This window comes from Cardiobacteriaceae bacterium TAE3-ERU3 (assembly GCA_019218315.1).
Taxonomy (GTDB): Bacteria; Pseudomonadota; Gammaproteobacteria; order Cardiobacteriales; family Cardiobacteriaceae; genus JAHUUI01.
The window spans coordinates 488,024-507,634 of record JAHUUI010000001.1; the positions used below are offsets into that span (position 1 = coordinate 488,024).

At 46.0% G+C, this 19,611-nt stretch carries 14 protein-coding genes; 7 read left to right on the plus strand and 7 right to left on the minus strand.

What is annotated here, in order from left to right:
• Nucleotides 1–39 precede the first annotated feature (39 nt).
• The 5 genes from KRX19_02260 to KRX19_02280 all read right to left on the minus strand — a co-directional run bounded on the left by KRX19_02260 (nucleotide 40) and on the right by KRX19_02280 (nucleotide 7,818).
• Complete coding sequence (locus KRX19_02260) at nucleotides 40–1,152, minus strand: NnrS family protein (GenBank protein ID MBV7433836.1); 1,113 nt, start codon at nucleotides 1,150–1,152, stop codon at nucleotides 40–42.
• Nucleotides 1,153–1,158: 6 nt separating this feature from the next.
• The gene (locus tag KRX19_02265; GenBank protein MBV7433837.1) at nucleotides 1,159–1,854 is read right to left on the minus strand and encodes an ABC transporter ATP-binding protein; all 696 of its coding nucleotides are present in this window, start codon (nucleotides 1,852–1,854) and stop codon (nucleotides 1,159–1,161) included.
• Between the two features lie 14 nt (nucleotides 1,855–1,868).
• The gene (locus KRX19_02270; protein ID MBV7433838.1) at nucleotides 1,869–2,672 is read right to left on the minus strand and encodes an ABC transporter permease subunit; all 804 of its coding nucleotides are present in this window, start codon (nucleotides 2,670–2,672) and stop codon (nucleotides 1,869–1,871) included.
• A gap of 377 nt (nucleotides 2,673–3,049) precedes the next feature.
• A complete protein-coding gene (locus tag KRX19_02275; protein MBV7433839.1) occupies nucleotides 3,050–4,102 on the minus strand; it encodes an ABC transporter substrate-binding protein in 1,053 nt (350 codons plus the stop codon).
• 314 nt (nucleotides 4,103–4,416) lie between these two features.
• Nucleotides 4,417–7,818, minus strand: coding sequence for an autotransporter outer membrane beta-barrel domain-containing protein (locus KRX19_02280; protein ID MBV7433840.1), 3,402 nt, complete (start codon nucleotides 7,816–7,818; stop codon nucleotides 4,417–4,419).
• A 338-nt stretch (nucleotides 7,819–8,156) separates the two neighbouring features.
• Here KRX19_02280 and KRX19_02285 point away from each other — a divergent pair, with 338 nt between their 5' ends.
• From KRX19_02285 to KRX19_02315, 7 genes are all read left to right on the plus strand, one after another.
• On the plus strand, nucleotides 8,157–9,128 hold the full coding sequence (locus tag KRX19_02285; protein MBV7433841.1) for a dipeptidase: 972 nt from the start codon (nucleotides 8,157–8,159) through the stop codon (nucleotides 9,126–9,128).
• A 157-nt stretch (nucleotides 9,129–9,285) separates the two neighbouring features.
• Complete coding sequence (locus tag KRX19_02290; GenBank protein ID MBV7433842.1) at nucleotides 9,286–10,131, plus strand: sel1 repeat family protein; 846 nt, start codon at nucleotides 9,286–9,288, stop codon at nucleotides 10,129–10,131.
• A gap of 236 nt (nucleotides 10,132–10,367) precedes the next feature.
• Complete coding sequence (gene yaaA / locus KRX19_02295) at nucleotides 10,368–11,147, plus strand: peroxide stress protein YaaA (protein ID MBV7433843.1); 780 nt, start codon at nucleotides 10,368–10,370, stop codon at nucleotides 11,145–11,147.
• Between the two features lie 141 nt (nucleotides 11,148–11,288).
• On the plus strand, nucleotides 11,289–13,562 hold the full coding sequence (locus KRX19_02300; GenBank protein ID MBV7433844.1) for a hypothetical protein: 2,274 nt from the start codon (nucleotides 11,289–11,291) through the stop codon (nucleotides 13,560–13,562).
• A 47-nt stretch (nucleotides 13,563–13,609) separates the two neighbouring features.
• Nucleotides 13,610–15,352, plus strand: coding sequence for a DUF4209 domain-containing protein (locus tag KRX19_02305; GenBank protein ID MBV7433845.1), 1,743 nt, complete (start codon nucleotides 13,610–13,612; stop codon nucleotides 15,350–15,352).
• Nucleotides 15,353–15,436: 84 nt separating this feature from the next.
• On the plus strand, nucleotides 15,437–16,087 hold the full coding sequence (locus KRX19_02310) for a hypothetical protein (GenBank protein ID MBV7433846.1): 651 nt from the start codon (nucleotides 15,437–15,439) through the stop codon (nucleotides 16,085–16,087).
• A 261-nt stretch (nucleotides 16,088–16,348) separates the two neighbouring features.
• Nucleotides 16,349–18,289, plus strand: coding sequence for a hypothetical protein (locus KRX19_02315; GenBank protein ID MBV7433847.1), 1,941 nt, complete (start codon nucleotides 16,349–16,351; stop codon nucleotides 18,287–18,289).
• 233 nt (nucleotides 18,290–18,522) lie between these two features.
• Here KRX19_02315 and KRX19_02320 read toward each other — a convergent pair whose 3' ends face one another.
• Both KRX19_02320 and KRX19_02325 read right to left on the minus strand, forming a co-directional pair.
• On the minus strand, nucleotides 18,523–18,939 hold the full coding sequence (locus KRX19_02320) for a hypothetical protein (protein MBV7433848.1): 417 nt from the start codon (nucleotides 18,937–18,939) through the stop codon (nucleotides 18,523–18,525).
• 172 nt (nucleotides 18,940–19,111) lie between these two features.
• Nucleotides 19,112–19,567, minus strand: coding sequence for a hypothetical protein (locus tag KRX19_02325; GenBank protein ID MBV7433849.1), 456 nt, complete (start codon nucleotides 19,565–19,567; stop codon nucleotides 19,112–19,114).
• Nucleotides 19,568–19,611: the final 44 nt, after the last annotated feature.

Consider the following 19,611-nt stretch of genomic DNA (forward strand, 5'->3'; position numbering starts at 1 on the left):
AAGCGTTTTATTTTATACCAATCGCTTGCATGATTGAAATCAATGCGGGGCGTTGTGACGGAAGATAATGAGGTAGCGTACGGCGTAAAGAATGAATGCGGCGCTGATCGCGAGGGTTGGGTAGAGATAGAGCGTGTTCATGCCGGGTTGGATATAGGCAAGAACAGCGCGCGAGATAGCAGCGGCGATAAGCAGCGCCATGGCGAGGCGGGTATCGGGATAGAAATGTAATTTTTTACCGCTGTGGCGCAATCCGGCAATTGACATGATGGTGATAATCATCAGTAGATACACGGCAATAGCGAGGTAATGACGCACAAAGCTGAACCATTGTGGCGCGGCAAGCAGTGCATAGCCAAGTGCGCTATAGCCGAGCGCCATGCTCAAGCTCACCGCATAATGGGCGCGGACATAGGCAAAGCGCAGCAGGCGGCGGTGATGCCAGTCGTTGAGGCGTGCAGCGAAACTCATGCCGGCAGCGAGGTACAGCCAGCCCTGAATATGCTGACTGGCAAACAGGCTGCACAGCGCGGCAATGCTCAAGACAATACACGAGATGTTTTTGTAATAAGGATTGGGCATAAACTGTTCGTCGTCGCGCTGGCCGTCTTCCAACGCCTGATTGCCGATGACGCGCCCGACACGGAAATTGGCCATGGCGACCGCAACAATCATGATGTCTACACTGCTGTGTAGCCAGCGGGCCTGATGGGTGAGGGCGTAGCCGATGGCGGTAGCGAGAATCAGGGCGAGGATATAGAGGAAGGCGGATTGTCGCCATGTGTGGGTACGGATAATAAGGCGGGCAGCGAGCAGTAGCAGATAGAGCCAGAACAGACAGATAATCACCCCGCTGATATTTGCCCACGGCAAGGTGACGAGCGCGGCTGTCCACAGTCCGAACAGAGCGAGGGTGTGCGGCATAAAGTTCGGTCGCCAGCTGCACCACGAAGGCAGGGCGGTGAGCAGGAATCCGGCAAAAGCCGCACCGCCGGTAAGCTGGATAAAGGTAAAGGCGTGCCAGTGCAGGGGGAAATGTCCGGCGTATTGCGGCGCAAAGTTAAGGCTGAACCACGGCAGCAAGGCGACAAGCACCGCGAGGCAGGTCAGCGGGAAAAAGAGGCGAAACGGGTGTTGCAGGGTTTGACTCATGATGTTTTATTTTGGCGGTTCGATATGGGTGAACAGCGGGCTTTGGGTTTGCTCGCGTATCCACTCGCTGTCGCGTTCACTATAGGGGCAGTCGAGCTGGATGTGGTGCGCGGTGGTTGCGGGTTTGCCGTCAAGGCGCAGGATTTCCTTGGCCATGATCACCGCTTCGTCGCGGTCATGCGTGACCATGCACACCGCCATGCCTTGTTGCTCGATGCGGTCACAGATGAGTTGCTGTAACTGCTGGCGCAGCTGGTGGTCGAGGGCGGAAAAGGGTTCGTCCATCAGTAGTAAATCGGGCTCGGTAATCAGGGCGCGGGCGAGGGCGACGCGCTGGCGCATGCCGCCGGAAAGTTCGTGCGGGTATTTGTCGTGGTCTTCTTCGTCCAGCCCCAAGAGGGTAAACAGATTGTGTGCCGTAGCTTTGTCTGCATGCGGATTGACCAGCAGTACGTTTTCCAGCGCGGTACGCCACGGCAACAAGCGCGGTTCTTGAAACAGATAAGCGGTGCGCGTGAAGCGATTGTCGATATTGCCACTGTCTATGTCGAGTAATCCGGCGATGGAGCGCAGGATAGTGGTTTTGCCGCAGCCCGATGGGCCTATCAGGCACAGGCAGCCGCCCGCATCAAGGGTAAACGATACGTCGCAGATGATGGTGGTCATCATGATGTCGATATTGATGTGTTCGACTTTCAGCATGATCGCTCGGTGTTTCACGTGGAACGTTGCGGGATGAGTAGGCGCTTGAGTGGCTCAAGAACGCCGTATTCTATCAGCATGATGATGGCAATAATGATGACGACATACGCCATCACGTCGGTGGTGTCGAGCATCGAACGCGCATTGGCCAGTGCCGAACCAATGCCTTCGTTGCTGCCGAGTAATTCTGCCATAACGGTGATTTTCAGGCCGGTACCGGTGGCGACGATAATTGCGGGGAGCAATTGCTGAGTCAGGTGCGGTAAATAAAGATGACGGATTCGCGCGCCAAGTGGCAAGCGGTATACGTCGAGCATTTCGCGCAATGGCGTACTGACGCTCATCATACCCATCATGGCGGCAGCAAAAACCATCGGCAAGACGGTGATCGTCACCGTAAACACGGTACTCGCTGAGCCGATACCGAACCAGAACAGAGCGAGAACGATCCAGATAATCGGCGGTGTGCCGAGCAGCATGGTGATTAGCGGGCGCAGCATCAGGCTTAAAGTACGACTGCTACCAGCAATCAGTCCGCCACTGATGCCGCAGCCAAGCGCGAGCAGGATGCCTGTGCCGCCGCGCAGCATGGTGGTGGCGATGGTTTGCTGCCCGCTGTGTGCACTGATGATGCTTTGCACGCGCTCAAGTACGTTAACCGGCGACGGCATCAGCATCGCGCCGAGGCGCTCGTGGGCAAATTGCCACAGTGCGAGAAACAGGCACAAGGTTGCCAAAGCAGGAAAAATGCCCCAACAGTAATCGAGCATACGCCGTGGTAGTGGGGCATGCTGGATTTTGCCACGTTCAAATATCATGGTTATTAATTATGGTTTGCCTCAATTGCCTTTTATAGAACATGCTTTATGCGTCATTAAAAGGGACTACTCTGATCAATAAAAGGGACTACTCTGATCAATGCTAAAAGCATACGGAGCACAGTGTAAGTGTAGCGGCGTATGCTTGTTCGGGTGATTAACGACCTTTTAGCCAAAGATCTTTAATCTTCATACTGTGTTGTGCTGTCTTGCTGTACTAAAGTACTGTCTTCGCCAGCACGCCTTGTATGAAATTTAAAATCGTTCAGCTATAGTAGGACTCTAGAAAAACGGTTACAGCACATAAAAACAAGGCATTGTTCTTGTTTTTATTTTTTGGTTACCCTGTGACCGTTTTTCTGGAATTAGGCCGTATATCAGCTTGGCATGGTCCAGAACAGTTTCTCATCGGCCATTTTGCCGCCGGTAATCTTCGGGTTGAGTTGATACAGCACTTCAAAGAACGACAGAATTTCATCGCTGATATCAATCGCAGCTGTATTGCTCAGGTTCGAGTGCGGGATCGCAGCGGTGAGTACCGGTGCAGGAACTTCCAGTGCTTTGGTCGCTACTTCGGCGGCTTGTTTTGGATCAGCAGCACAAGTGCTGACGGCTTCGTCAAGCGCGCTGTTCAGCGTACTCAACAGTGCTTGCTGTTCATCATAGAATGCGCTGGTCGCGAGCAGACCAGCTTGCGGGATACGTGCCTCACCGCCCATGTAGCCTCCCCACAACTCTTGCAGACTCAGGTTACGCACCACATCGACATTCATCGACTTGCCTTTGATTTGTGCCATGCTTACCGCAGGTTCAGGTAGCAGGGCGAGGTCGGCTTTGCCACTCATGAATAGCAGCAATGCTTCCGGAGGGGTAGCGGTGTACTGAATGTCGATTTTGCTGATGTCGATATTGGCTTTTTTCAGTAGCGCTTGCAGGACGAGATCGGGCATATCCTGCTTGAATGGCATAACCAACTTTTTACCGACAAGGTCTTCGAGTGAGGTAACACTGTCGTTTTTACCGACGATATAGAGCAAGCCAAACGTCATGATATTGAGCAAACCAACGTCTTGCCCCTGATTGCGGAAGTTGGCCGCAACGTAACTCGGTACCATCGTCAGCGGCATCGACTTATTGGCAAGACCGGCGCGAAGCTGATCCGGGCTGCGCCAGGTTTGCGCGTGGATGCCGGGATAGGCTTTTTGCAATGCGGCATTTTGTGCAGCGAGCGCGAGTAACACGGTTGGCGCAACCGGTGGTCCCCACAAAACCGGTGCATTGTCAGCCGCAGCGAGCGACCATTGTGGCAAGGTGGCAAGTGCTGCACCAGCAGCCCCGAATTTGGCAAATTGACGGCGATTAAGCATGGCTTTTCTCCCTTTATGTAAACCTTCTGGCGTATCTATATGGCTAATTATCTTCGTATTCATACAAGATGTGCTCTCTTTACCAGACTTTACCGTAGTAGCGATCTACGTCAGCGCATTTCGTATGGAATGTAAAATCAATCAGCGATAGTCACGCCAACCCTCAGTTAGGAATCATTATCATAAACGAAAATCAATCTTAAAGGCTTGATTAATGTCAATCGTTGCTAACCAAAAGGCCCTAGACTCTCGGGATACCCCTAAAGCCTAGAGCCTACAAATAGCCAATATCTATAAAATTATGTGACGCACAGGAATATCATAAAATCATCTGGGATCTCGAACCATTATATAGAAAATGCCTTTATCTGGCTGTTTTACCAGGAGTAACGCAGGCCAATCTGACCACTACCACCACGACGGCTCTTGCCACCAAGTGTGTGGTAATACTGAGCACTTCCATAGAGAGTAGTATTGTCACTTAATGATACCTGCCCACCAACTCCAGCTTCTAACCAGGTGTCTTTTCCGATTTCTTCGCGAATATCTGTACCACCAATTGTTACGGTAGCGGGAGAAAGTAACTCATGCACAACACTGGCTGTCATATACAAGTCTTTACCACTCGCTTTATCTATCAAACCAGCACGTACACCCAATCGTGGTCGTAAACTATTACTGCCATATCCATCTATAGAAGATATTTCATCATTAAACGCACCGTACTTAGTCACTTGTGCAGTAAGTTGGGCTTGTGGCTCAACAAAGTAACCATCACCAAGGTCCTTATGCCAGCCTGCTTCAGCAGAAGCAGCAATACCCCAACCTTTATTTTTGGACTTGCCGCTATAAATATCTTTATATTGGTTATCCAGATAGTGCACACCACCAATCAAGTCAATATAGCTGCCCTGCTCATCAAAATGAGTGTAATACGCACCAGCAGACAAGATATTTGTATCCACATTGCCAGTGAGAATAGGGGTATCAACCTCGGCCCGTTTGCGATCGAAGAAATCTGCATCACTATTGGCATAGCCCAAGTAAATACCAGTATGACTGCGATTATTTTGATCGTCACGATTTATACCAAGATCCCAGCCAAATTGGATAAGCTGTGTATCTTGATCAAGATTAAACTGTTTTTTGCCTTCAAGTGAAAGTGATTCTGCGCGAATACGTCCCCATGCCTGATAATTATGCTCATCTAGCTTATTGATCTGCTGCTCCCCCATACGCTGATGCAAGTGATTACCAAGCATGCTGGATGTGGCCGCAATATTGGCATACTGTGCCATAACATATCCCGGAACAGCAGGGCGATAAACTTCCGGTACATACGGCTTAGGATCAGGCTTCAGGTTTGGTTTATGGTCAGGTTTAGGAGTTGGCTTAGGATCAGGCTTCTTGATATCAACAGGCGCACTTGTATCACTCCCTTTTCCACCACTGCTCTTACGTCGACTTTGCAGATAAAACCCTTCACCTTTGAGGTGTGCAAGCGTGTTGTACTCATAACTTCCTGCTTGAACAGAGCCATCTAATATAAACGCATCATCAGATATATTATTACCGCTTGTTGCATTAGCAGTTGAAACCAACTCAATCCCTTTATTAGTCAGATCACCGACACCACCCTTATTAGCAACTTTTACCTTAGTGATGCCATCAACGTTGCCTTTAAGAACCAGTTTATCTGTCGGGCTAGAATAATCACCAAGTCTAGTGTTAAACAAAACTGTACCACCACCATGATAGTCGCCATCAATAGTCAGTTCGGTAAATTCATCTTTGCCATCACGACGCAAATTGAGCACGCCATCAGCCTGATCATTGTGCAAATCGCCATTGATGGTAAATGATGATTTATCATCAGCATCAATGCTTAGTGTTGCGCCACTACCAATAAATAGACCACCAGCATTACTAGCAACACCTCCTTTGCCTACCTCAAGTTCTCTTCCTGAGAGGTTGAAGTCACTGTTAAGATTGATACGTTCCCAGTTCTTCAGATTATCACCAGAGAAGGTTGGTGCTGCACTGTAATCGGCAAAGGTAAGAATATCGAATTCATCATTAACATCAGTATTAATGCCACCGTTAATTTTGCCAATATTGCTTAAATCTGTATCTTTAAATGTTAGATTATCATTGCCGTCATTGAGGTCAAACATAGTTTCTTGTACCGAAGAAGCTATTTTTGCTCGACCAATGATGGTATCTGAATGCCCTCCATCATTATATACAGCGGTCTTTGCGGTAATCTTTGCACCATCATTAATAAGAACTCTAGACATGCCTGTATCGTTTCGATTGGCATCCACTTGAGTAAGAGTATTAATAGCACGGTCATGGGCACTAAGTGTACCTGCTATCTCAACGTTCACATCACCATGAGTCGATATAGCTGTAAGTGCATGGCTGTTACTCCCCTCCGCAACAACGCTACCTCCTGTCTGAATAATACTTGCCATTCCACCAGCTTCTGCAAATAGACCATTACTATAATCATCAGGATTTGGATTGCTACTGATGACCTTTACTGAACCAGCAGCCATATTGATACTTGCTTTACCATTCTCACCAAGATGGCTAGCATAGGCACCACTATTTTTATTTCCTATTATAGTAATCGAGAGTGCTGATGCAGTTGCTTCTGGCTCATTTAAGTTGATAATAGCAGTGCCTTTTGCAGTCGGTTTTACATTTCCAATATTACCCGTTTCATCTCCAAATGCAGCTGCTATGCCATATGATTGATCAGCGTTTATAGAAATTGACCCACCAGACATATTAGTTATTGCTTGTTGGTTCACATTCGTCTGAGTACCAGTAAGAAGAGCCAAAGCACCTGATGATTTAATTGATTCAATAGAAGAATTATCACGCTCAATAGTTATATTACCTTCTTTGATATTAATGGAAGCATCTCCAACACCATTGTTCATGGCAAACAATGGGATAGACGTATTAGCATTGTGCAATAATATCTTTCCACCACTCATTAATACCCTAGCATTCCCTTCTTTTCCTGCTCCTCTTAGCAGACTAAATGCGCCAGAAGTACTACTAACATCACTAAAGGTAACCGTACCATTGCGTATCTCAATACTAGTGTCTCCGCTACCTCGTTGTTGATCTGCAAATAGACCTACTGCTTCCTTTGAAGGTCCTGTGATCGTAACATTTGGGCTATCAAATATAATTTTGGCATTACCATCTAGATTTATAGAGGCATAAATAGGTGCAACAAAACTGCCAGATTGGCTGCCTCCTTCAATAGTTGCCGTATCATCAGTGATGATATTGATAATAGATTCGCTATTAGGGCGGCTATTTCGAACCTCCGCCCAAACTGTACCATATCCATTTTTGGTTGTTTTTATGCGCTTAAACCGATTAAGATTCAAAGTCAGACTTCTATCTTGAATATCATTGGAAGATAAGTCGGGATGCAAGATAAAACCAGATGTATCAATATCAATGCTGCTATCATCAAGATTAAAAACAACAGAAGGGGCACCTAGCGTCTTGCTAAAACCGCTCGAAGCACTTGCGGATGATATACAGGAATAAGTCTCAACACCATTGGTTGAAGTCGGTGTACACTCTATACCCGCATGAGCAGAGGGAGACAATACCGCCGCTATTGCAGCCAAGGACACTACACTAAATACTTTGATACTGGAACTACGTGTACTGTGGCTTTTACTTAGCTCACTCACTGCAACCCAAGAACCAAGAGCTTCATTCCATACAGTTTTATAAATGTGATTCATTAATTTCCCCAAAAGTTATCTAATGGAAGAAATTTTATTAAAAAAACTTAACATCCGCAAGACTGCCATATAATATTTTTATAAAAATCAATATTTTATTTTAAATACTTAGGCCTTTATTGATTTTAGACCTTAACCCAAACCTCATAGCTCATTGATTTTTATAATGATTAAAAAGCATTCAGTTGAGGAGGTAATTATATATTGTATTTCTTTATTACTAATTCATATGAAAATATAAGCCATTTACAATGAGCAACATTACTCAATTATCTCATATTGCAATATCCACCTACTATCTGTGATAGTAGAATGTTATTTTTTGAAGGTAAAGTGAAGTGAAAAAATTCTGGTTTGCTGATGCCCATGCCTGCTTGCCGCTACGCGGTGAAACCGACATCAACCAACTGCGCCGCCATTACGACAGCGGCGTGCGCTATGTGTCTATCAACGTCGGGATGGATATGAATCCGCTCGATCAGGTGATGACGACCATTGCTGGATTCCGACGTCAGATTCGCAATACAGATTGGCTCGCGCTGGCCGGGACGCATCAGGACATTCTCGACGCCGCAGCAAACAATCAACTCGCGGTCAGCTTCGATCTTGAAGGCTCACTGCCATTACTCGATACACCGGATATGGTCGAGCTTTATCACCAGCTCGGTGTACGCCAGATTCACCTTGCCTATAACCGCAATAACAGCGTTGCTGGTGGTGCGCACGACGCAGAATACGGCTTAACCAAGCTCGGTGAGCAGATGGTCGATGCCATTCATACCAACGGTATTCTGATGGACTTGAGCCATTCGCAAGAACGTACCGCACTCGATATTTGTGCTTATAGCGGTGATCGTCCTGTGCTGTTCAGCCACGCCAATCCGCGCGCGCTGGTCAGTCACGGGCGCAACATCACCGATGCAGCGATCAAGGCTTGTGCCGCAACCGGTGGCATCATCGCGCTCAACGGGGTAGGGCGCTTTATTGCAGATGAATCACTGCAACCGGAATCACTGTTGCCGCATATTGATTATGTTGTGCAGCTGGTCGGCGTTAAGCACACCGCGATTGGGCTGGACTATTGCTACGACGATGGCGTCAGTGATCGTCCTGAAGGACTTGATCCCGGCTATTGGTGGCCGAAAGATGCCGGTTATGATCCTGTACATGGTTTGACTGGTAAATACGTTGCACCGGAAGGATTGCCGCGCATTGCCGAAGGCTTGAGCAAAATGGGCTACAGTGACGCGGATATACAAGCAATCATGCGCGATAATTTGCTCGATCTCATTAAGCGAGTTTGGCATTAATGTTACATTAAATAGGAAGTGCTCGGAATGGTGGTTATAGCCAAGAAAATATCGCCAGAATGAAGCCGCTCCTCTCGGCTTGCGTCAGCAAAATGAAATTTTCAGTAATTCATAAAGTGCTTACACGACATAAATCCATTTAATCAGTTGCGTAACTATGAAAAAACCACTCATTCTCGCCATGATATTGGCATTGACCACGACATTTGCCTTTGCCGATGCTACTGCCGACCAACTGGCACAAGCACAGACTCTCTATGAGGACGGCGATTACGCTACTGCACTGGAGATTTGGTCACCGCTTGCCGAGCAAGGCAATGCTGAGGCACAAGGAAAGCTCGGCCTGCTCTATCAATATGGAGATGCTGTACCACAGGACTATAACAAAGCGATTCAGTGGTATGAAAAGGCCACCGCACAGAATAATGCCGCTGCACAATTCTATCTCGGCTTTTTGTATGACGAGGGTTTGGGTGTGACGCAGGATTACGCCAAAGCACGCGAGTGGTACGAAAAATCCGCTGCACAAGGCAACGCGCAAGCGCAAAGCAATCTCGGCTTATTTTACGATCAGGGTTGGGGCGTGGTGCAGGATTACAGCAAAGCGCATGATTGGTATGAAAAAGCCGCTATACAGGGTAATACCTATGCACAATATAATCTTGGTTTGTTGTATCAATACGGCGATGGCGTGCTGCAGGACTACGACAAAGCGCGTGAATGGTTTGAAAAAGCCGCTACACAGGGCGATGCCGATGCACAATATAATCTCGGTTTGTTGTATCAATACGGCGATGGCGTGCCGCAGGACTATGGCAAAGCGTATGAATGGTTTGAAAAAGCCGCAGCGCAGGGTGATGCCGATGCACAATACAGCCTCGCTTTGCTTTATCAATACGGAGATGGCGTACTGCAGGACTACGGCAAGGCACGGGAATGGTACGAAAAATCTGCGGCACAAGGTAATAGCGACGCACAGGAAGCCTTGCAACGGCTACCGTAATGCTACACCTACGCCTTTTGCAAACCCGTACTAATCGGCCACCAATCCTGCTTTGTGCACTGCCAGGAAGATTCTGACCCCATTCTAAAATACTGGCTATCATCGCTTTAAAATGAGGCTATGCTAACAAGCTGAAGTATCAGTGCATGTGGTGTGTTTAACTTAATGAATCAAAACTTAATTACGTAACAATAATTCAGTATGATAAGGCCATCTCTCTTTACAGGAATGGCCTTATGTATTTTGTCCTATCCCCCGCGAAAAGCCTCAACGAAAAAGACCATGCGCCCGTCAGCAAGTACACGCAACCGGCGTTACTTGAACAAGCAGAAAAGCTGATGGATGTATTACGCGAGCAAAGCCCGAACGACTTGCAGCAGTTGATGAACATTTCCGAAGACCTCGCCATGCTCAACAAACAGCGCAATGATGAATGGCATACGCCGTTTACGCCTGATAATGCCAAGCAAGCGGTGTTTCTGTTTGACGGTGACGTGTACACCGGCATTGATGCTTATAATCTTACTGAAGGTTCGCTGGAATATTTACAAGAACACGTCGGTTTGCTGTCCGGCTTATACGGTATTTTGCGTCCGCTGGATTTGATTCAGCCGTACCGTCTTGAAATGGGTACCAAACTCGCCAACCCGTCAGGTAAGGATTTATACGCTTATTGGGGTAAGCAAATCAGCAAGGAAATTAACCAGCGCATGCAGGGCGACGACGAGCCGGTATTGATTAACCTCGCATCAAACGAGTACTTCAAATCCGTGGATAAAAAGGCCTTGGTCGCCAAAGTCATTACCCCGCGCTTTGAGGATGAAAAGGGCGGCAAGTACAAAGTCATCAGTTTTTACGCGAAAAGAGCACGAGGTATGATGGTGCGCTACGCCGCAAATAACCGCATCAAACATCCGGAAAAGTTGCAAAATTTTGATATGGGTGGCTACGCATTCCATCCAGCCAGCTCGGATGACAGCACTTGGGTCTTCCGTCGCCCGGCATCCGCACAGTAATATAAGGCGCTCGTAAAACGGATACAGCAGATAAGAACAATATATTGTTCTTGTTTTTAGGTTACCCATAACCATCTTTGAAATGGAGTTGTAGTCGATGTTCCACGTGGAACACAGCTGATAATCAGAAAAGGAATTTTGATGAGCATTTTGCATTTGCATCCCAAGCTGAAAGCCGAACTCGATAAAGGCCATAAAAGTATTTTGGCTATTCTTGATGACCGCGATAGCAGCATCAAAAGAAACAGCGACTCGACTGTATTCGAGCGCAATAACCTGATTGCACAAAACGCTTACCAACGCGCGTTGGTTGCCGAGTACTTTGGCGATATTACTGCTGCTTACGCCGCTGCCGAACGGGCTTACCGCCATAACTCGAATAACTTTTACCAGCATCCTGATTTGGTGCGTATCGCACTGGCACAAGACACCGAAGAAAGTCGTGCTTTGGCATTTGAAGTTGCCGAATATTTTGCCGGTCTGGTCGAGAGCATCCCGCCGTTTTGGGCAGATTGGGACGAAGATGCGCAGCATGCTGCCGTTGTTGCACTTCCCGACAATCATTATGACCCGACTGATGCCGCCGCGGCTGCAATGGATGCGCTGATGACCGCCGCAGCTGAGAAATATCCGGACATGCGCGTGTATTTCTACCGCAAAAATGCAGTGAGGCTGATTACCCATGAACAGGATTATGACGCTGCGCAAAAAATGCTCGATGAATGGCGCGCCAGCGGCATCAAACCCGATTATTACGACCGCGACCAAAGCATGCTCTATTACGAAAGCGGACAAAATGAAGCATTGATTGCCCATTGGCAGGGGCGCGATGATGAACTGGCACGGCAGGTCTATCCCACCGCGTATTGGATGACGTGGGTAACGCGGATTCTCGCAGGGCAAACCTTACCCGATAACCTAACCCCGCCAACCTGCAACAGAGCCGATACGCTCTATACCGCTGCCACATGGGTACTCAATATCCATGATGATTTGGACGAAAATCCCGTCATCGACAAACAGCTCTTACGCCTCGGCATTACAATTGGCGAACACACCCTTAAACTCTATGAAGCCATTGAACAAGGCGCATTAAACGGCTACGCCTGTGATGCCCACGTTTATGCCATGCTGTGCCGTAACCTCGGCTGCCTGCATAACGACAATGACAACATCGAACGCTGCATCGAGCTTGCCGAACGCGGTTTTGCCTTGTCACCATTTATCGAAAACGGCTACGTTACCGTTGCTTATCCTTACGAGCTTGGGCAATACGAACGCGCTTTTGCCAATATTGGTAAAGTACGCAAAGCACTTGGTTCTTATATTGAGCCGCATGAACGCCGTAATATCGGACGCCATGAACTGTACTGCTGTGCCAAACTGAACCGTCCTAACGATGCTGTTACTGCTTACCAACAGTACCTTACCCGTGAGGCCAAGCACCTTGAATTGGTTGCGCTGTACAGCACCCATGTCATTGAAAGTATCGATGAATACCTGCCAGCTGATTTCAGCGAAGAACTCGAATCACACAACTATTTTCTTGGCTGCGTTAACGCAGCGATTGATGAATTGCGCGAAAAGCATCCCGAACATCCGGCATTGCTCACCATCAGGCTGGAAAATTGCGCCCGTGTTGGTGATGCAGATGACGTTAAATATGTTGAAGAACAGACAAAATCCATCAAAAGCGTCCTTGCCCGCCGTGATCTCGACCCGTACAACCGCTTTATGATCGCGTTCAATCAGGGGTACCTCACTGTGTGCAAAAGCCAACAACAATCTCGCCTCAACCCACTACGCAAACGCACCTTGCAACAGGGCATTACTCAAATGCAAGACGCGCTCGCTAGCGCACCAAGTGATAAAAACCCCGTTTGGCTGCAACGCTTGGGCTTCGCGCATTTCCTGTTCGCGCATGTGCTTTACCATCTGAACCAGAATCAGCAAACGGCAATTGAACAGTACGGTAAAGCCCTTGCTTTGCTGCCGGATGGTGGCATACCGCTGCTTGACCTGTTTGCCGCGTGGCAGCTCAATACTGATAGCGATGACCTCAAAACCATCCGCTACCGCTACATCAAAGGGCAAAACGACAATGCACAACTGCAAGTATCGAGTGCTACCCATCCGGATTGGGAAACCCTGAATGTCGGTAAATACCAGGAATCTGTATCCGAACTAAATGAAGACCTGCATCCCAACTACCTGCGTATGGTTGCATACTTCCATCGCGGCGTACTGCTACAAGATAGCGGCAATAGCAGTGAGGCAATAGACGACTTACGCCACGCATGGCGCATCAATCCATTTAGCGATGAAACTTCTTTTGTTATTGCCGCCACATTGAGCGCAATCGGCAGCGATGCCATACAAGCAGAATTGGATTATCACACCCGAATTCAGCATTAATGCCGCGTATCCGTAACTTTAGATATAAATTAAGTATGGAGTAATAAATGGCTGTTCTTGAAGAATTTGATATGAAAGCAATATGCAGTACATTGACTAAACTAGAAGATACAGACTCATTCTGCGCTATGGCTCTTTTGTTTACATGTGAAGCACGAAAAAGTGAGAAAAATGGGGAAATTTCACGAACAGAAGCTTATCGGGTTTTATCTAGGGCGTGTGGATATGAAGTTCGGCCAACATCTGAATCTGAATTTTCACAATGGGATTACTGTAAAAAAATTGAATTAACAACCGAGGATATTCATTATCTTGAACAACTTATTCCTGTGGTTGCAACATATTCGTTAAAAGGACGATTAGCTGATTTATTATGGTTGAGCAAAAAACCTAGGAATAAAGAAGATGCTTTAACTGCTATCGAAGCATATACATCCATAGAAATCAGTGATGAGACATGGTGCCAATACGCCGAGCAATGTTACCACCGGGCTATCACCCTTGCTAAAAGTTTTAAAGGATTAAGTGATGATCATTTAGAAACAATCCAAAATAATTTACTTATAGAGTTACAGAATGCCACAAGTGAACAGCGTTTTTATGGATATTTTTTAGCCAAGATATTATTGATTTATAAACTTGCCCAACCTAATACCGAGTGTGTGGCTGGATATTTAATTGAGCTTGGAGAAAAATTTATAAAAGAAAATGATTGGACTATAGCCGAAGATTATTTTAGGTTGGCAGCAAAATGGTATGAAAAAGATGGTCAGAAAGAAAGATGTTTTGAACTAATTACTCGTGCCGCAGATGTTTTTGTAGAGCATGGAACAAAAAGATTATCTAGTGGAGATAAACTGGCTGCTCTTATAATTTATAATCAGTCTATTGAAAAATACCGTCTAATACCTAAAGAGTTCCGTAAGCAACTGCATGTAGAAAGTAAAATTGATAGCGTTGAAAAATTGAGGAAAAACCTTCAAAATAATTTATCTATGGCAGACTTCAGTTTAATGGAAGTTGGTGACAATATTCCTAATCAATATCAAAAATATATAGAATCCATAAAAAATTTTAGTCAAGAGGAAGCTTGGGAGTTTATTATTAACCATCCAATTCCAGAAAAAGATAAGATCTACCAACAGGCTGCTAATAAACAATATAATAATCTTATCTGTCATATTGCTACTAATATGACTCTTAGTGATGATAAGAGAATAATTGGCATGTCCAACACCTCTGATATGGGTGATCTAATACATAAAGCAAGTATTGAGTATTTTTCTTTATGGAGTGATATTTTTGTAAGTTCAGAATTGTTACCTGCGTTATCAATACTAAATTCAAAACCATTTCTAACAGAATCAGATTTTATTGATATGGCCAAACAATCAAAATATTTTCCATCTGATCGTGCAAATTTAGTTGGCAAAGGAATTTATGCCGGTTATCAAGTTGATTTTGTTACAGCAATACACTTTTTAATACCTCAGATTGAACACATGGTTCGTATAAAATTACAAGAAATAGGCGTAACAACAAGCAATACAGACTCACTTGGCTTAGAGCAAGAAAATGGATTAAGCACTTTGATGAAAAATCCTGAAGTTGAGGAGATCTTTGGTAAAGATGAAACATTTTATATTCAGGCTTTATTTTGTGATGGATATGGCCCAAATCTACGCAATAACCTTGCACATGGCTTACTAGATGAAAACTCATGCCAGTCCGCAAGTGCCAAACTTGCTTGGCTATTTGCTTTGCGTTGGGCAAATACATCAGAATCTTAATGTATAGACTATTAATATTGTATGCGGTAATGGCTGGCCATTAGCCTGCTTACCTACTTGTGGTCTAAAGCGAAAGGAATTGAAATGCGCCTGAATGATCCGGCATTCAATAAAGAATGTTTAAAGGAAAATCCTGTTCAGCCAATGAGCAGAACAGAAAAAATACTGCTAAACATTAGCGGTTATGTCTTATTGACGTGGTTTGTAGTCATATTGCTTTTGCCGACAGTAATAGAATATTTTGTCAACGTGGATGAATACATTGCGCAGTCTGATGACGTGACTATAAGTCCATACCAGTTGGTTAGCACAGAGCATTTTGTCGAAACTGGTTACGGCAAAAAGAGTGTTTATCTTATCAAAGCTGGCAATACTTTTTATGCTTTGTCTTATTATCAGAAATCGAAGAAAGATGTGGGTATATGGTGGAGAAGCGATCTGCAAAAGCATCACCGCGTCATCATCAAACTCAATCCGGTTGCTTTAAATAAACATCGCGGCACGCAGCAAGACCCGATTCCGGTACTCAATTTTGCCTTTGCACCGAACGAAGATATATGGGATGAAGAAAGCTACCGCTACAACGTGTTGGCGTATCGTGTACGCGAAGATATGCTGCATATTAAATCCTATTATTGGATATTAAATGGCTTGGCGGTTATCAGCATGCTGATATTTTTTGTATTGATATTGAAAGAAAGGCATAGAGAGCATAAAGCGTTAAAGGGTAAATAATGACCCAAATGCTGTTCCACATGGAACACACTATATGCCCGTATATTGCAATGGCTGTGTACTGGCAAAATTGTGCAGGTTGCCTATATTTATGTTTCTGTTTCTGCGCTACAATCCAATTCCATAAATACGGTCACGGTGTAACTAAAAAATAAAAACAAGAATAATCCCTTGTTTTTAAATGCTGTAACCGTTTTTCTGGGGTCCTCCTATACAACCCATCGCTCTTGTTTCACGTGAAACATCACTCAAGGTACAACCATGCATTATTCTTTGGCGCTTAGCAGCGAGTTACCGGACAAATCGTTACTCGATGAGTTTAAAAATATCGCGCTGGTACGTGGTGAATACATTTGTCGCAAGCATGGTGTGTACGTGACTACCGCTACATGGCGCTTGCACGCCAAAGCCTATTTATCGACTTTGCTCGACAGGGCAGATGGCAAGGCCGTGTGGTATCGCTTTACAGAATTGGAAACCTTTGAAGCCAACGTATTGGCAGGGTGCGACAAGGAAATCGACAGTGAAGCCAATCCGGTGATTGGTTTGCGCGGGGTTCGTCGTGCGCGGGCATTACCGGCTGCGTTTCAGCAAGAAATTGAGCTGATTGTCGCACTTCGCGAAAAGTATCCCAATCTGCATGTAATTATTCCGTTCGTCACCAATCCTGATGATATCCACTTTGTGCGTGACGCGTTACTCACTGCGGGCTATGACGGTAAAATTGCCGCAATGATTGAAACGCCAGCGGCACTGTTTCAGGTCGAGGCATGTATCGCGGCCGGTTTGTCACGTGTGGTTGTTGGCCTGAATGATTTGTGTAGCACTTTACTCGCGAGTAACCGTTCCGGTCACAAAGATGATTACCTGCATCCAGTCGTTATTACGGCGCTAGAGCAAATTTGTCATGCCGCCGAACAGGCGAATATTGAAGTGGCGGTTGCCGGTTATTTGCCCGATGGGCTCATCACAAAGTTGCAAGCATTGGCGGTTGACGACGTGATTCTGCATTATGCCCTGTTGCCTAAATACAACGTGGCGTACGAGGGTAGGGTAGATAGTGATCTGCTACTCAATATCAAGCGGCAAACACGGCGCCAGATTGCTGGGCGTTTGCAGCGAGTCGCGCCGTATGCACGAAGCAGGATGCAAGGATGGGCGATACCGATGGATGATGCCACACCGGCTATTGCCTTACTGCATCAAATCGCGAGTGGTTTTTCGGTGTATGGACGCAATCCATTGTCAAAACAGGAAAAAGCAGCATTAGAGTGGACAAAGTGGCAAGCGCAAATGGCATTTATCAGGCAAAGCATGATTTGTCATGGCGAAGCAATCAGTAGTCAGGAATGCCTCGACTATGAACAGCATCGTCAGCAAATAGAGCGTGAATTTGCCGCTCGTTTTGCGGCACAGGATGCGCTGTTGTTCCATTCAGCTGCAGAGGCAATGTCAGCAACCTGTACTGCGTTGAGCAGCCAAGGCAAAAAGATAGTGATCGTTAAGGATGGTTTGCATACGACATGGGCAAACAACATTGCAGCAGATTACTGCGATAAAGCTGAATTGCTTGCCGCACTCGAACGCGATCAGCCGCACGTCGTGCTATTGCAAGATAAAGTGGAAAATATCAGCGAGCTGTGTGCGGCATTTCCCGCTACGTTGTTTATCGTGAATGGCGACGTACTACATGAAAATGTCATCGGTATAAGCGGGTTTGAAGGGTTCTTGCCTGAACAACAGGCCGGGGTGATTTATGGCAATGCAATACTACTGCAATCAATCAGGGATCATGCACGGGAAAGCGGGCAATTGATCAGTGACGCAGTATTGCCGTATTTCAGCGAACCACTCATCCGTACCGCCAAGCTGCAAGAAGAGATACAGGAAGGCAATGCTGCTGCTTTGCATGACGCCTTACAGCAGCATTTACCCAAAGTATTTCATGTTACACGCAACGGCACAATATTGACCATTTCCCATCAGAATAATGATGCGCAGGCTTTGCATGCTCTACAACTGACATGGCAATCAGCTTATCAACAAAGCAGCAGAGATTGCTCGTCGACAACCCATTATCCGTATACGTATTTATCTATTGAAAAGAACGACAACCCTGATCCAATGCTATCCCTGCATATTTTAGTTGGGCTTGAGCCAAAAAATATTTTACTTGATTTAAGTAAATCCATATCAGAGTGACATGCATCTTTAGGATTGCCTTGAAATAGACAAGTCCTTGATAATAAGGCGTAGAAGGATTGGGCAGACTGGCACCAGTTTATGGCTGAATAATTTCAAATTGATACTGAGTCGTGCTGTCTTCTGTACTAAAGTACCTTCTTCGTCCGCAACCCTCTTATTAAAATATAAATGGTTCGGCGATATGACAAAAGATATTGCTGAGGCCGCAGTAGTCTAGTGCACCCTTTATTTTATCGCCACTGTTCAGGGTTGCGTAGGGCAGCGGTAAATGTGCCGTAGGTTTCGCTGTCGAGTAGTTCGTGCAACCGTTCCTGGGTTAAAGGAGGTTGCTTGCCGAGCAGCAAAGGCCATTGCAGGATATCCAATACGATTTGTGCGGCAGTCATGCTGCTTTCATCATTGAGCCATTCAAGATAGCTTTGTTGGTATGCCTGTTCGCGCAATCGGCCCAGGATGGTTTCGACTTGTGCTTGTTCAGCAGGGCCGGCTAGAGCCAAAGCGGTAAAGTTCGGGTCTTCACTCCAGTATTCATATTCATGAATGACGAGATAATTCGAGCACACATACTGCATAACTTCGATGGGCTGATGTGCCAGAAATTCGTAGCCATTGTCAATGTTAACGGGCTGTGTCCATGCATGCGGCAATAGCGCCAGCCGTTCGGCAGGGGCAGAGTGAGAAATTCGAGTGCGGTATAGAGTGTGGGATTGTTGTCATTCATATACTTTTATTGCACGTTTCACGTGGAACGTTGCTGTCGGGTTTGGAGACTATTGATAGTCCAAATATGTGAAGTGTCTAAAATATAGACAGCACCTGCTAAATGCGTCCCCATTCTGACCAAGAACCGTCATAGAGGCTAACTTTATTGATGCCTGCTTCAAGTGCAGCAAGTAAAACGATGCAGGCGGTTACGCCAGAGCCGCAATAAAAATACACATTGTCATTTGTATTAATAGCTTGTGCTGTAAAGAGTTCGTGTAATTCAGATTTTGTTTTGTAATGACCATGCTCCAATACGCTGATAAAAGGAATGTTTATAGCCGTAGGAATATGCCCACTTTGTAGCCCTTGCCTTGGTTCAGGAATAATACCGAGAAAACGTTCATGGCTTCTGGCATCGACAATTTTGCTGCCTATCTGCTGTGATGATGCAGACAGATCACTTTTCTTGCAAACCAGCTCTGGCTGGTAAGTGGCTGTCCAGCTGGAAAGAGCTTTTGCAGATGAGGCTTGTGTTGATAATGGATATTTCTTAGCCAGCCATTCAGGCAATCCACCATCCAGAACAAACACACGTTTATGGCCAAATAGTTTAC